Consider the following 12,932-nt stretch of genomic DNA (forward strand, 5'->3'; position numbering starts at 1 on the left):
GGTAGCGAACATCGGAATCATAATATTATGAGATTCCCTCCCGTCGAAATAGTTCACTAATGTACACAATTGAACAGACGGAGTTCGGGTTCAAGATTACGTTTGCTGGGAAGATGGACGAACAAGAGCTTCAGGAGTGGACCGACGACTCTCGAACGGCGTTACAGGACGCGCCCGACGAGTTCGGCGTTCTCGTCGACATGCGGGAGTTGAACCTGCTCAGCGACGACGAACAGCAGGTCATGCGGGCGGGACAGCAACACTACCAGGACGCAGGAATGGTTCGCTCGAGCGTGGTGCTCGACTCGGCGATTCTGACGCTGCAGTTTCGCCGCCTCGCCAAGGAGTCGGGAATCTACGACTGGGAACGGTATCTCAACGCCGGGACGACCGACGACTGGCACCAGCAGGCCGTCGACTGGCTCGTCGACGGCGTCGATCCTGATTATCAGTAGCGTGTCCGTTTCGTATGGCGACCACCGCGTCCGGGCCGGCAGCGCGGGCTGTTCTCGAGGCGGTGCTGGATCGGTTTGAAGAGCCGGGCCAGTGATCGTTGTCGTATGGATTCACGTTCGACGGTGTCGACAGCAACAGTGACGGTTGGCGATACCGAGATTCCGACGCTCGGTTTCGGCACCGCGCGGATGACCGGCGACGAGTGCCAACGGGCCGTCGAACGGGCCCTCGAGGTCGGCTACCGCCACATCGACACCGCCCAGCTGTACGACAACGAGCGTGCCGTCGGCGCGGCCGTCGCCGCAAGCGAGGTCGACCGCGACGACGTCTTTATCGTTACCAAAGTCCATCCCGACAACGCCGCTTTCGACGACGTTCTCGAGTCGACACACGCAAGCCTCGAGCGACTCAGCCTGTCGACCGTCGACCTCCTCTTGCTCCACGCGCCGAGCGAGCAGGCCCCGCTCGAGGAGACGCTGGCGGCGATGAACGACCTCCAGAACGACGGTCACGTCGACCAGATCGGTGTCAGCAACTTCGACATCGATGGCCTCGAGGCCGCCCGCGAGCACTCCGCAACGCCGATCGTCGCGAATCAGGTCAAATACCATCCCTATCATCATCAGGACGAGCTGCTCGAGTACTGTGTCGACCACGGGATCTGTCTCACCGCGTACAGCCCACTCGCGGAGGGCGTCGTGCCGGGCGATGATCGACTCGAGGCGGTCGGCGAGCCCTATGACAAGTCAGCAGCACAGGTCGCGCTGCGGTGGCTGCTCCAGCAACCGGCCGTCGCAGCGATTCCAAAGGCCGCGAACCGCCGGCACATCGAAGCGAACGCGGACGTCTTCGAGTTCGAGCTGTCGCCCGACGAACTGGCGGCCGTCGCCGCGGTCGGCGATGGTCGCTGGGACCGACTGGCGACCACGCTCGGGCTTCGGTAACGGCTGAACTCGAGGCGTCGATTCCGCGGTCGGTCGCGATCTTATCGAAGTCGAACGGCCGTGCCGTAGGCCATCACTTCGGAGCCGCCGTCGGTGATCTGAGAGGTCTCGAGGCGGACGTTGACGACGGCATCGGCACCCATTCGTTCGGCGTCTGCGACCATGCGGTCGATCGCCTCGTCTCGCGCCTTCGAGAGGAGGTCGGAGTACGCTTTGAGTTCGCCGCCGAAGACGTTGCGAATCGACTGGGTGATATCACGGCCGACGTTCCGCGCTTCGACGGTGTTTCCGCGGGCAATTCCGAGCGTCTCGACGATGTCGCGGTTGGGGACTGTTTCGGTGTTCGTGATCTGCATTCGAATGCGACAGTATGCTCGTCGTGAGTATATACTCGCTGGGCCAGCGTCGGCGATTGATATCACCGCGATATTTGTCACCCCTCACGAAACGGTCACCCATGCACTTCGATCACGCGGGAATCGCAACCGAAGACGCACGAGAACTCGCAACGCTGTACGAAGACCTGTTCGGCCTCGAGGCCGTCCACGAAGAGGAGTTCGACGGAATGCGCGTGGTCTTCCTCGAGTGTGGTGAGAGCTACCTCGAGTTGCTCGAACCGCTCGAAGACGGCACAATCGCGCGCTATCTCGACGCTAACGGGGCTGGCATCCACCACCTCGCGCTCGCGACGGACGACATCGAGGGCGCACTCGAGCGCGCACGCAAGCACGACGTGACGCTGATCGACGAGGAGCCACGACCCGGTGCGTGGGGCCACGAGGTCGCCTTTTTACATCCAAAAGACACGGGCGGCATTCTGGTCGAGTTCGTCGAGCACTGATCGCGGCCGACCGGCGTCACCGACGCGACTCGAGTTACCGATCCGGCTCGTCGCGCTCGTCGATGGCCCCGGACCCGACATCGATGCGGTGTGGCTCGCGCCGCTCGCGTCGTTCGTCGCCGTCGCCGCCGACCGGAATCTTCGTCTGGAGAGCGCTGGCGAACGACTGGACTCGGTCGACCAGCGTCTCGACTTCGTCCTCGAACTGTTCGACGGAGCGTTCGACGTAGTGGACCCGACCTGATGGAATCCGTCGAACGATATCGTGGCCCTGGTCGTCCTCGTCGGTCTTGATGATCCAGTGGTCCTGAAAGTAGGCGACGTGTTCGTTCGGCACCGTCTTTTCGACCGTCCCCTCGTCAGGATCGTCGTAGACGATGGTCGCATCGCCGAGTTCGCGCTCGAGTTCGAGGTCGTCGTCAACCATGCGACTGAGTAGTGGAGGAGCGCGGGAGAAACATGTGCTTGCGAACAACGGGAAACTGCGGGTGAACGCAAACGGTGAGCGTTCAGCCGAAGTTCTCGATCAGCGCCTCGTCGGAATCGCCACCGGCGTCCTCGAGTGCGTCCGCGACGGCCGTCACGAACGATTCGAAGCCGAAGGCGTAGAGTTGGCCGTCCGCGTGGTGGGTCTCGATCGCATCGGCCAGTCCGCCGTCATCGTCCACATCGAGAATCACGACGGCTGCGCCCGCATCCTCGAGGGCCTCGAGCCGATCGACGTGTGCTGGCTCGTCGTCCTGGTAGATGACGACCGCGTTGTGACCTGATTCCTCGGCTGCTTCGGCGATCGACACTGCAGGACCAACCCCCGGACCGCCGGCGACGGCGACCACGTCCTCGTCACGCTCGTACGTGATCGTCCCGAACGGACCGTCGATGTGGACGGTTTCGCCGCCCTCGAGGTCGGCGAGCCACGGCGAGAGGTCGCCGTCGGGGTCGATTCCGACCGTGATCTCGAACGTCTCGTCGACGGACGGCGACGAGAGCGTGTAGTGGCGCATGACGACGTCATCCTCGTCGATCGCTTCGTCTTCCGCAACGTCCCAAGGGATGGCTCGGAGCAAGACGAACTGGCCGGGTGCGGCATCGAACCCTGCTGGCGTCTCGAGCTCGAGTGCGACGGTGCCGGGGCCGACTTCACGTACTGATTCGACGGAAACTGGCGTCCCTTCCATGTCGAATCGGTTCGGTGGGAACGTGAAAAGGCGTTCCGTTCGAACCGTCAAAACACACTCGTGTGTGAGTTAATAGCCCACTCTAATGGGCGGTGAATCGGTTGAGGTTTCAGAAGCCTTTTCATTTACTGGGGAAAAGGTTCTGCATAACATGGCTGAGGATCTCAACTGGGCGGTCGGAGGTGAAGCCGGTGATGGTATCGACTCCACCGGTAAAATCTTCGCTCAGGCACTTTCCCGAGCCGGACGGCACGTATTCACGTCGAAAGACTTCGCGTCACGAATCCGCGGTGGCTACACAGCATACAAGATTCGTACCTCTGTTGATCGAGTTCAAAGCGTCGTCGACCGACTGGACATTCTGGTCGCACTGACACAACGAACCATCGACGAGAATCTCGACGAACTCCACGCTGACAGCGCCATCATCTACGACGGTGAGCGCTCGTGGGAGGCCGAGATTCCGGAGGAGATGAACGCCGTCGACGTCCCCCTAAAATCACTCGCCGAAGACGCCGGTGGTGCGATCATGCGCAACATCGTCGCACTCGGTGCCGCATGTGAGATTACCGGCTTCAACGTCGAATACCTCGACGAAGCCTTAGAGAAGCGCTTCGGTGGCAAGGGCTCGAAGATCGTCGAGAACAACAAAGCGGCCGCCCGCGCAGGCCAGGAATACGTCCAGGAACACTACGATCTGGATCACCTCGGCTACGACCTCGAGACGACCGACAACGATTACGTCCTCCTCAACGGCAACGAGGCGATCGGGATGGGCGCACTCGCCGCTGGCTGTCGCTTCTACGCCGGCTATCCGATCACGCCCGCGACCTCGATCATGGAGTACCTGACGGGGCGTATCGAAGAGTACGGCGGCCACGTCGTCCAAGCCGAAGACGAGCTGTCGGCGATCAACATGGCCCTCGGTGGTGCCCGCGCTGGTGCTCGCTCGATGACCGCCACGTCCGGTGCCGGGATCGACCTCATGACCGAGACGTTCGGCCTGATCGCGACCAGCGAGACGCCGCTTGTGATCACCGACGTTCAGCGATCCGGTCCCTCGACCGGGATGCCAACGAAACAGGAACAGGGCGACCTCAACATGGCGCTGTACGGTGGTCACGGCGAGGTCCCACGCTTCGTCGTCGCTCCGACGTCGATCGACGAGTGTTTCTGGAAGACCATCGAGGCGTTCAACCTCGCCGAAAAGTACCAGACGCCGGTGTTCCTGATCTCCGATCTGGCGATGTCGGTCACCGAACAGACGTTCGCGCCTGAAACGTTCGACATGGACGCTGTCGAGATCGACCGCGGGAAACTCGTCGACGACGACAGCGTCGACGAGTGGCTCGACGAGCAGGGCCGATTCCGCGCCCACGCCGTCACCGACGACGGTGTCAGCCCACGTGCCATTCCGGGAACGATCGACGGTGCCCACATGAGCACGGGACTCGAGCACGACGAACTCGGTCGCCGGACCGAAGACCAGGACGAGCGTGTCCAGCAGGTCGACAAGCGCTCCCGGAAGGTCGAGACCGCAAAAGAAGACGAAAACTGGGAGTACCGCGAGTTCGGCGACGAAGACGCCGACAACCTTATCCTCTCCTGGGGCTCCAACGAAGGCGCACTCGCCGAAGCGCTCGACTACCTCGAGGACGACGGGATCGATGTCCGCGTCATCTCGGTGCCGTACATCTTCCCACGACCGGACCTCACCGACGAGATCGAGGCCGCAGACGACGTGATCGTCGTCGAGTGTAACGCGACCGGACAGTTCGCGGACCTGATCGAACACGACGTGCTTACCCGTGTGAAACGCATTAACAAGTACACCGGCGTCCGCTTCAAGGCGGACGAACTCGCCGAACAGATCACCGAGAAACTCTCCGAAGAGGTGCCAGCACAATGAGCTCCGACGTTCGATTCACAGACTTCAAATCCGACAAGCAGCCGACCTGGTGTCCCGGGTGCGGCGACTTCGGGACGATGAACGGCATGATGAAAGCCCTCGCCGAAACCGGCAACGACCCCGACAACACGTTCGTGGTCGCCGGAATCGGCTGTTCCGGCAAGATCGGGACCTACATGCACAGCTACGCCCTCCACGGGGTTCACGGCCGTGCACTCCCCGTCGGAACCGGCGTCAAGATGGCCCGCCCCGATATCGAAGTGATGGTCGCCGGCGGTGACGGTGACGGCTACTCGATCGGTGCCGGCCACTTCGTCCACGCCGTCCGCCGGAACGTCGACATGACCTACTGTGTCATGGACAACCGGATCTACGGCCTGACCAAAGGACAGGCCTCGCCGACTTCGCGGTCCGACTTCGAGACCTCGACGACGCCCGAAGGGCCGAAACAGCCGCCAGTCAACCCACTGGCGCTCGCGCTCGCCTCCGGTGCGTCCTTCATCGCACAGTCGTTTGCCTCCGACGCCCTGCGACACCAGGAGATCGTCCAGAAAGCCGTCGAACACGACGGCTTCGGCTTCGTGAACGTCTTCAGCCCGTGTGTCACGTTCAACGACGTCGACACCTACGACTACTTCCGTGACAACCTCGTCGACCTCGAGGACGAGGGCCACGACCCCACCGACTACGAGGCCGCCAAGGAAGTCATCCTCGACAGCGACAAGGAGTATCAGGGGATCATGTATCAGGACGAAAACTCCGTCCCATACCACGAACAACACGGCGTCACCGAGGACATGTCCGAGATTCCGGACGGCGCGCCCGACGACGCGATGGATCTCGTCCGCGAGTTCTACTAACTCGCCTTCGACGCCTCAACGATCGATTTTTTCGCTGCACTCTCGAGTCGAGTCGCAACGACTGAGACGAGAGACAACGAGCGACAGACACAACAGTCGGCAGACGATTCGCAACTCGAGACCGCTCAGACGGGGTGTTCGACCGACTCCATCAGCACCTCGGTGTTGGCTGACTCCTCGGCCAGCGGCGCGGGGTAGCTGCCCAACAAGACGATGATGTCGTCGTCGTGGCTGAACGACGAGAGGACGATTTCGACGTCGATCGGTTCGCCCTCGAGGTCACTTTCACCCTCGAAGACGTCGACGTCGCGGCTCTCATCGAGAATCTCGAGGGAGAACGACTCCTGGTGTGAGATGTCCTCGATCGAACGGTCGCCTTCGAGTTCGTTCAGGAACTCCTCGAGGAGGTCCTCGTTGTCCATGTCCGCGATCGGATTCAGTGAGTAGCCGAGCACTGAGAAGTCCGGAATGGAGACGGCAGCGAAGACGCTGCCTTCGTGGGTGTGGCCCTGATACTCGATCTCTTTTGCATACACCGAGGTCCAGACCGTCGCCCGAACGTCGCGTTCGACGCCGACGTCGATCGTTTCCTCGAGTGATTGGTCCGTGATTTCGCGTTCGCCGTAGCCGGTTTCGGCGAGTGCGTCGTCGGTCGGGGCGACCCGCTGGGCCTCGAGTTCGAGCGGCCCGGCACCGCGAACGAAATCGAGACAGCCAGCGGTCAACGCGAGGGTTCCGGTCGCGCCGGCCGCGAGAAGGCGTCGTCGAGAGTACGTCATTACCAGAGTACTGCGCTGGCGGCCGTATAGTGGTTTCGTCACGTTCTGTTCTGTAGACAAGAGTGTCACAGGGTGCGATCGATCGGGATCGACCGGCCACACATCAAGAGTTATCGGGGTCGACACCCCCGGTTTAGGCATGACCGAGTTCGCACATCGAGTCGAGCAGGTATCGATCAGCGGCATTCGGAAAGTGTTCGAGGCCGCAGGCGACGACGCGATCAACCTCGGCATCGGCCAACCGGACTTTCCGACGCCCGCTCACGCCCGCCGTGGCGCGATCGAGGCGATCGAATCGGGCCTGACCGACGCCTACACCTCGAACAAGGGGACACGCAGCCTCCGCGAGGCGATTTCAGCGAAGTACGACCGTGACTACGGCCTCGAGGTCGATCCCGAAGACGTGATCGCAACCTCGGGCGGCAGCGAGGCGCTGCATCTCGTCCTGCAGGCCCACGTCGATCCGGGTCAAGAAGTGATCTTCCCCGATCCGGGCTTCGTCTCGTATGACGCCCTGACGAAGATTGCCGGTGGGACGCCCAAACCCGTCGGGCTGCGTGAGGATCTGACGCTCGATCCTGCCACTGTCGAGGAGGCCATTACGGACGACACCGCTGTTTTCGTCGTCAACAGCCCCGCCAACCCGACCGGCGCAGTCCAGAGCGAGGAGGATATGCGCGAGTTCGCTCGTATCGCCGACGAGCACGACGTGCTCTGTCTCTCGGATGAGGTGTACGAACACATCGTCTTCGAGGGCACACACCACCCGCCGATGCAGTTCGCCGAGACTGACAACGTCGTCACCGTCAGCGCCTGCTCGAAAACCTACTCGATGACCGGCTGGCGACTCGGCTGGGTCGTCGGCTCGAATCGCCGCATCGAGCGCATGCTGCGAGTTCACCAGTACGGACAGGCCTGTGCCTCCGCGCCCGCACAGTACGCCGCCGAAGCCGCGCTGACGGGACCACAGGACCCCGTCGACGAGATGGTTGTGGCGTTCGAGGAGCGTCGCGACGTCGTGCTCGATGGCCTCGAGGATGCCGGCCTCGAGGTTCCGAAACCCGAAGGCGCGTTCTACGTCATGCCGAAAGTGCCAGAGGGCTGGTGTGAAGAAGTGCTCGACCGGGGTGTCGTCGTCGTGCCCGGCGACGCTTTCGGTGCGAACGGAGAAGGCTACGCTCGACTCTCGTATGCGACGGGGCTGGACGAACTGAAAGAGGCACTCGAGATCATCGACGAAGCGACACAGGCCGTGCGCTAGACTCGGGGACGACCGAACCGGGTGGCGGTTTTAAGCGAATCGCACAACTCGAGTGAAACATGGCCGAGAGCCTCATCGAATCGCTGGTGTTCGCGCTCGCGCTGATCGCGGGGCTCGTCACCCTCTCGCTTCCCTGGCTCGCAATCGACTGGTGGACCGCAAACCGATCGGCTGCAGATCACGACGACGATGAGTCAGACGACAGGTGAAATATGCCCGGCGAGAGGTGTGGAACTGTACGCTTATACGGTTCTGTGGCGTGTGCTCGAACGTCATGCGAGCTGTACGCCTTCACGAACACGGTGACGCGGATGTACTGCAGGTAGACGAGGTCGATCAACCCGAGCCCGACAGTGACGAGTTGCTCGTCGAGGTGGCTGCTGCGGGGGTCAACCCCGTCGACACCTACTTCCGGGATGGCTCCTACGAGCCGGTTTCGGTCCCCTTCACACCGGGCGTCGACATTGCCGGCGTCGTCGCGGAAACCGGCGCGGCCGTCACGGGGTTCGAAGAAGGCGACCGCGTCTTCGGCACCGGCATCGGCAACGCCTCCGCACAGGGCGCGTACGCCGAGTACGCGACGATTCCGACGGATCGCGTCGTTCACCTCCCCGACGACGCGGACTTGACTGAGGCCGGCGCGGCGGGCGTCGTCGCCGTCACCGCCTGGCGCGCGCTGGTCGACCACGCCGCCCTCGACCCCGCCGAGTACTGTCTGGTCCACGGTGGCTCCGGCGGCGTCGGCCACGCCGCCGTCCAGATCGGGGCTGCAGTCAGCGCCCGCGTCATCACCACCGCGTCCGAGGACTACCACGACGACCTCGAGGGCCTCGGTGCCGAAACCGTCCTCGACTACGCGCGCGACGACCTCGCTGAGGCCACGCTCGAGGCCAGCGACGGCGGCGTCGACGTGATCCTCGACCACCGGCTGGACGACTACCTCCAGTTCGACGCGGACGTCGCCGCGACGGGCGCTCGCGTCGTCGGCATCGGCGAGAACAGTCCCGATCCGGCGTTTACGAACGACGGGGCCGCCCGCTCGAAAGACGTCAGCTACCAGTTCATGAGTATGTTCAACACGCCGGATCTGCGCGTCCCGCTGCGTGGCGTGGCCCATCTCATGGCGACGGACGCGCTGTCGATCGAGATTGCCCGAAGCTACGACCTCGAGGAGGCTGGGCAGGCCCAAGACGATGTGATGACCGAGAGCAGCCTCGGGAAACTCGTCATCGAACCCTGAGACGGCGACGACTGCACACCGGCGTCGAGCCACTCGAGGGAGTCGAATCTCGATCGAGAGCCACCAGACGATCCAGAAATCCGACTCATCCATACCGCTAAGCCAACGGCAGTCGTGGCTGTCCTATGGGACAAGCTGTCAAGCTCAATGGCCTCGAGACGGTGCTCGAGGACCTCGACTACCCGATCACACAGACCGCAGCCGTCGATCAGTGTGACGACGTGACGCTGATCCTCGCCGAGGGAGAGGTAAACCTCGGCGAGACCGTTGCTGACTCGGGCGGCGACACGTTCGAGTCGATGGACGATCTGGAAACGGAGGTGTTCAACTTACTGCCCCGAAACGCCGTCGGGGAACCCTACCAGTCCGAAGGGGAAGGATAGTGATAGCGACGGCGCGCGAGACCGTTACGCCAGTTCGCTGACCGCGTGCATCGTCGTCTCCTTTTCGGCGTCGGACATCCCGTCGACGAAACCGATGCGGACGGCGTCGACACCCTCGAGGGCAGCGTAGTCTGTGACCCACTCGCGGACCTCGTCGGGCGTGCCCGCCGGAGCCAGTTCGTCGAGCACTTCGTCCGGCAGGGCGGCGGCCATCGCGTCGGTATCGCGCTCGCCCCAGGCGTCTCGGATCTCGGAAACGACTTCGGGATAGCCCTGCTCGGCGACCGAATCGCCGTAGTAGGGGCCGTAGGCACCGAGCATGAACGCGATCGTCGAGCGGGCTTTCTCGCGTGCCGCCTCGCGATCCTCGCTTGCGATACCACGAACGATCGGGGCGACACGCAGGTCCTCAAGCGACTTCTCCGCGAGGTCGGCCCCGCGAGCGAGATCCTCGAGGCGTTCCTCGAGGCCGTCTCTCGTGAACATCTGTGGGGCCCAGCCGTCGCCGAAGCGGCCGGCCATCTCGGTCGCCTTCGGCCCGAGGGTAGCGAGGTCGATCGGCGGCGGACTCTCGGGGACGTCGCGTTCGTAGTTGAGCCCGGCGATGTCGAAGATCTCGCCTTCGTAGGCCGGCGAGCCGGTTTCGTAGACCGCACGGATGATCTCGACGGCTTCGCGGGTGCGTCGCAGCGGGCGCTCGAAGGCCTTGCCGTGCCAGCGCTCGGTGATCGCGGGCGAACTCGGGCCGAGTCCCAGTCTGAAGCGGCCGTCGGAGGCGTCGTGCAGCGTCAGCGCCGTCTGAGCGAGCATGGCGGGCGAGCGCCCGAACGGCGAGATGACGTCGTTGGAGATACCGAGTTCGTCGGTGCGATCGGCCGCGAGCGTCAGCGGCGGCACGATGTTCCAGCCGGTCGTCTCGCCGACGGTGAGCCGGTCGAAGCCCAGCTCCTCGGCCTGAACAGCCCGATCAGCGACGTCCTGTGGGGTCTCGTAGTCGTTGAGACTCACCAGCAGATCCAGTTCGGCGTTCACGCGTGCTCCCTCCGCGGCGACTGTCGGTTCGTGTGACTGTTGTGCATCATCAGCTACCGCGTCAGCCACTCCCATAAAGTATTGTCACTCCGTCTCGAGAAGCGCGCCGTCACTGCTCGTCGGCCGGAGACTCGAGGATCGCCCGACAGATCCGCTTTGCCGACTCGAGGTGGGCGTCTGCGTCCTCGTGGCCAGTGTCGTCGATCTCCGAGAGCAGTTCCCGAACCGTTGCGACGCGCTCGCGAACCGTCGCGTCCTCGAGGTCGCTCGTCGCGGCGTCGGCGGCGATTGCTTCGGCTTCGCCGAGCCAGCGACTCGCGGTCCGGTTGACGGGAACGTCGGCAGTCGCCTCGAGTCGGTGGGAGAGTTGGCGGACCTGCACAGCGATCCCTCGCTCGCTGTCGTCGGCTGCCGCTGGGGACGAGTCGTCGGTCACTGACGGGAGTACGACGGCGAGTCCCGTAACTGTTGGCTGACGGCCGGCGATCAGTCGTGGCTCGTCGCCGCCAACGACGGTCAACTCCTGACTCGGTTCGTTCGATGGTGGCATCTCGAGTACGAGCAGGCTGGTGAAAACGTTGATACCGAACGCCGCCAACGTGGGCGTATGACACACGATTGTTCGTTTCTCGAGGCCCTCGACCTCGAGGACGACCAGTTATCCGTCGCCGAGAGCCGGCGCGAGTCTCATGCTGCCGACTGGGGTGCACAACAGCGCGGAGAGGGCGTCCGGCCCGACGCGGTCGTCTGGCCCGAGTCCACGGCCGACGTGTCGGCCGTTCTCGCGGCAGCGACCGACCGCGGCGTTCCAGTCACGCCCTACGCCGCGGGGACCGGGCTCGAGGGCAACGCCGTGCCCGCCGACGGCGGAATCAGCCTCGATCTAACCCGAATGGACGACGTCGTTGAGTACCGGCCCGACGACTTCCAGATCGACGTCGGCCCCGGAGTCATCGGCTCGGCCGTCGACGAGTACGTCGCCCCCGATGGCCTCTTTTTCCCGCCGCTTCCCTCCTCGGGCGACATCTCCACGGTCGGCGGCATGATCGCGACCGACGCCAGCGGGATGACGACTGTCAGATACGGCGAGGTCGCCGACTGGGTGCTCGGCCTCGAGGCCGTGTTGGCCGACGGCACCGTTATCGAGACGGGGTCGCGGGCGGTCAAGACCTCGAGCGGCTACAACCTGACCGAACTCATTGTCGGCAGCGAGGGCACACTCGCGGTCGTCACCGAGGCGACGCTGGAGCTCGCGGGGCGACCCGAGCAGGTCCGCGGCGGACGAGCCATCTTCGAGACGCTCGACGACGCCGCCGAAGCCGTCTTCCACACCGTCCGGACGGCCGTCGACGTTGCCCGGATCGAACTCGTCGACGGGTTGAGCGCCCGGATGGCCAACGCGTATCTCGACGCCGACCTGCCGGACGCACCGATGGTCTTTCTCGAGTTCCACGCCAACCACGGCGTCGACGAGGAGATCGCGCTCTGTCGAACGATCTTCGAGGACCACGACGTCGCCCGCTTCGAGATGAGCGACGACGACGCCGAGATGGATGCCCTCTGGCGCGCCCGCCGGGAACTGGCCTACGCGGTTGCGAGCTACGATCCCGACCTCGAGACGCTCCATCCCGGCGACGTCACGGTGCCGATCAGTTCCTACCCCGAGATCGTCCACGAAGCGAAACGCCTCGGCGAGGAGTACGACCTGCTCGTCCCCTGTTTCGGCCACGCGGGCGACGGCAACCTGCATTACACCGTCCTCGTCGATCCCGACGATTCGGCGATGGTCGAGTGTGGCGAGGAACTCTACGCGGCGGTTGTCGAACAGGCGCTCGAGTTGGGCGGCACAGCGACCGGCGAACACGGTATCGGACAGGGAAAACGCGAGTATCTCGAGGCCGAACACGGCACTGGCGCGGTCGAAACGATGCGCACGGTCAAGCGCGCCCTCGATCCGACGGGAACGCTGAATCCGGGGAAGATCTTCCCCGAGACGGCGTCAGGTGCGCGGGTTCGTGCGGGCGGTGCGCTTGAGACGGAAGAGTAAAG

General features: G+C 63.8%; 16 protein-coding genes. 10 read left to right on the forward strand and 6 right to left on the reverse strand.

Annotated features, from left to right (window positions below):
- Positions 1-59: 59 nt before the first annotated feature.
- Complete coding sequence (locus C495_RS14220; protein WP_008164103.1) at positions 60-455, forward strand: hypothetical protein; 396 nt, start codon at positions 60-62, stop codon at positions 453-455.
- Positions 456-560: 105 nt separating this feature from the next.
- A complete protein-coding gene (locus tag C495_RS14225; protein ID WP_008164105.1) occupies positions 561-1,400 on the forward strand; it encodes an aldo/keto reductase in 840 nt (279 codons plus the stop codon).
- A 41-nt stretch (positions 1,401-1,441) separates the two neighbouring features.
- On the opposite strand, the gene C495_RS14230 is transcribed toward C495_RS14225, so the two are convergent.
- Entirely contained in the window at positions 1,442-1,756 is a 315-nt protein-coding gene (locus C495_RS14230; RefSeq protein WP_008164107.1) for a YbjQ family protein, read from the reverse strand.
- A 101-nt stretch (positions 1,757-1,857) separates the two neighbouring features.
- On the opposite strand from C495_RS14230, the gene mce reads away from it, so the two are divergent.
- Positions 1,858-2,241: a methylmalonyl-CoA epimerase gene (gene mce, locus C495_RS14235; protein WP_008164110.1), complete on the forward strand. Its 384-nt coding sequence runs from the start codon at positions 1,858-1,860 to the stop codon at positions 2,239-2,241.
- Between the two features lie 34 nt (positions 2,242-2,275).
- On the opposite strand, the gene C495_RS14240 is transcribed toward mce, so the two are convergent.
- Together C495_RS14240 and C495_RS14245 are read right to left on the reverse strand one after the other, a co-directional pair.
- Positions 2,276-2,668 (reverse strand): hypothetical protein, encoded by a 393-nt coding sequence (locus tag C495_RS14240; RefSeq protein WP_008164111.1) that lies wholly within the window; start codon positions 2,666-2,668, stop codon positions 2,276-2,278.
- 82 nt (positions 2,669-2,750) lie between these two features.
- The gene (locus tag C495_RS14245) at positions 2,751-3,419 is read right to left on the reverse strand and encodes a ferredoxin--NADP reductase (protein WP_008164113.1); all 669 of its coding nucleotides are present in this window, start codon (positions 3,417-3,419) and stop codon (positions 2,751-2,753) included.
- Positions 3,420-3,570: 151 nt separating this feature from the next.
- Here C495_RS14245 and C495_RS14250 point away from each other — a divergent pair, with 151 nt between their 5' ends.
- Both C495_RS14250 and C495_RS14255 read left to right on the forward strand, forming a co-directional pair.
- Positions 3,571-5,328 carry a 2-oxoacid:acceptor oxidoreductase subunit alpha gene (locus C495_RS14250; RefSeq protein ID WP_008164115.1) on the forward strand — a complete coding sequence of 586 codons (1,758 nt, stop codon included), beginning with the start codon at positions 3,571-3,573 and terminating at the stop codon, positions 5,326-5,328.
- Positions 5,325-6,188: a 2-oxoacid:ferredoxin oxidoreductase subunit beta gene (locus C495_RS14255; RefSeq protein WP_008164118.1), complete on the forward strand. Its 864-nt coding sequence runs from the start codon at positions 5,325-5,327 to the stop codon at positions 6,186-6,188. The genes C495_RS14250 and C495_RS14255 overlap by 4 nt, the downstream gene beginning before the upstream one ends.
- 125 nt (positions 6,189-6,313) lie before the next feature.
- On the opposite strand, the gene C495_RS14260 is transcribed toward C495_RS14255, so the two are convergent.
- The gene (locus C495_RS14260) at positions 6,314-6,967 is read right to left on the reverse strand and encodes a DUF6517 family protein (protein ID WP_008164120.1); all 654 of its coding nucleotides are present in this window, start codon (positions 6,965-6,967) and stop codon (positions 6,314-6,316) included.
- A 139-nt stretch (positions 6,968-7,106) separates the two neighbouring features.
- Between C495_RS14260 and C495_RS14265 the strand changes: the two genes are divergently transcribed.
- From C495_RS14265 to C495_RS14275, 4 genes are all read left to right on the forward strand, one after another.
- A complete protein-coding gene (locus tag C495_RS14265; RefSeq protein ID WP_008164121.1) occupies positions 7,107-8,228 on the forward strand; it encodes a pyridoxal phosphate-dependent aminotransferase in 1,122 nt (373 codons plus the stop codon).
- Positions 8,229-8,287: 59 nt separating this feature from the next.
- Positions 8,288-8,437, forward strand: coding sequence for a hypothetical protein (locus tag C495_RS17880; RefSeq protein WP_161605568.1), 150 nt, complete (start codon positions 8,288-8,290; stop codon positions 8,435-8,437).
- A gap of 65 nt (positions 8,438-8,502) precedes the next feature.
- Positions 8,503-9,468 (forward strand): NADPH:quinone reductase, encoded by a 966-nt coding sequence (locus C495_RS14270; RefSeq protein WP_008164123.1) that lies wholly within the window; start codon positions 8,503-8,505, stop codon positions 9,466-9,468.
- 125 nt (positions 9,469-9,593) lie between these two features.
- Entirely contained in the window at positions 9,594-9,851 is a 258-nt protein-coding gene (locus C495_RS14275) for a DUF5789 family protein (protein ID WP_008164124.1), read from the forward strand.
- 24 nt (positions 9,852-9,875) lie between these two features.
- Here C495_RS14275 and C495_RS14280 read toward each other — a convergent pair whose 3' ends face one another.
- Entirely contained in the window at positions 9,876-10,883 is a 1,008-nt protein-coding gene (locus C495_RS14280; RefSeq protein ID WP_049890369.1) for a TIGR04024 family LLM class F420-dependent oxidoreductase, read from the reverse strand.
- Positions 10,884-10,992: 109 nt separating this feature from the next.
- Entirely contained in the window at positions 10,993-11,433 is a 441-nt protein-coding gene (locus C495_RS14285) for a hypothetical protein (RefSeq protein ID WP_338036882.1), read from the reverse strand.
- A 57-nt stretch (positions 11,434-11,490) separates the two neighbouring features.
- Between C495_RS14285 and C495_RS14290 the strand changes: the two genes are divergently transcribed.
- Complete coding sequence (locus C495_RS14290) at positions 11,491-12,930, forward strand: FAD-binding oxidoreductase (protein ID WP_008164130.1); 1,440 nt, start codon at positions 11,491-11,493, stop codon at positions 12,928-12,930.
- The last annotated feature ends 2 nt before the right edge of the window (positions 12,931-12,932 follow it).

The organism is Natronorubrum sulfidifaciens JCM 14089, assembly GCF_000337735.1.
In the GTDB taxonomy this organism is placed as follows: Archaea; Halobacteriota; Halobacteria; order Halobacteriales; family Natrialbaceae; genus Natronorubrum; species Natronorubrum sulfidifaciens.

Excerpts from the sequence above, each read along its gene's own strand:
- C495_RS14260 (WP_008164120.1), bottom strand. The coding sequence starts at position 6,967 with ATGACGTACTCTCGACGACGCCTTCTCGCGGCCGGCGCGACCGGAACC.
- C495_RS14270 (WP_008164123.1), top strand. The coding sequence starts at position 8,503 with ATGCGAGCTGTACGCCTTCACGAACACGGTGACGCGGATGTACTGCAG.
- C495_RS14255 (WP_008164118.1), top strand. The coding sequence starts at position 5,325 with ATGAGCTCCGACGTTCGATTCACAGACTTCAAATCCGACAAGCAGCCG.
- C495_RS14250 (WP_008164115.1), top strand. The coding sequence starts at position 3,571 with ATGGCTGAGGATCTCAACTGGGCGGTCGGAGGTGAAGCCGGTGATGGT.
- C495_RS14265 (WP_008164121.1), top strand. The coding sequence starts at position 7,107 with ATGACCGAGTTCGCACATCGAGTCGAGCAGGTATCGATCAGCGGCATT.
- C495_RS14290 (WP_008164130.1), top strand. The coding sequence starts at position 11,491 with ATGACACACGATTGTTCGTTTCTCGAGGCCCTCGACCTCGAGGACGAC.
- C495_RS14285 (WP_338036882.1), bottom strand. The coding sequence starts at position 11,433 with ATGCCACCATCGAACGAACCGAGTCAGGAGTTGACCGTCGTTGGCGGC.
- mce (WP_008164110.1), top strand. The coding sequence starts at position 1,858 with ATGCACTTCGATCACGCGGGAATCGCAACCGAAGACGCACGAGAACTC.
- C495_RS14225 (WP_008164105.1), top strand. The coding sequence starts at position 561 with ATGGATTCACGTTCGACGGTGTCGACAGCAACAGTGACGGTTGGCGAT.
- C495_RS14240 (WP_008164111.1), bottom strand. The coding sequence starts at position 2,668 with ATGGTTGACGACGACCTCGAACTCGAGCGCGAACTCGGCGATGCGACC.
- C495_RS14245 (WP_008164113.1), bottom strand. The coding sequence starts at position 3,419 with ATGGAAGGGACGCCAGTTTCCGTCGAATCAGTACGTGAAGTCGGCCCC.
- C495_RS14230 (WP_008164107.1), bottom strand. The coding sequence starts at position 1,756 with ATGCAGATCACGAACACCGAAACAGTCCCCAACCGCGACATCGTCGAG.
- C495_RS17880 (WP_161605568.1), top strand. The coding sequence starts at position 8,288 with ATGGCCGAGAGCCTCATCGAATCGCTGGTGTTCGCGCTCGCGCTGATC.
- C495_RS14220 (WP_008164103.1), top strand. The coding sequence starts at position 60 with ATGTACACAATTGAACAGACGGAGTTCGGGTTCAAGATTACGTTTGCT.
- C495_RS14275 (WP_008164124.1), top strand. The coding sequence starts at position 9,594 with ATGGGACAAGCTGTCAAGCTCAATGGCCTCGAGACGGTGCTCGAGGAC.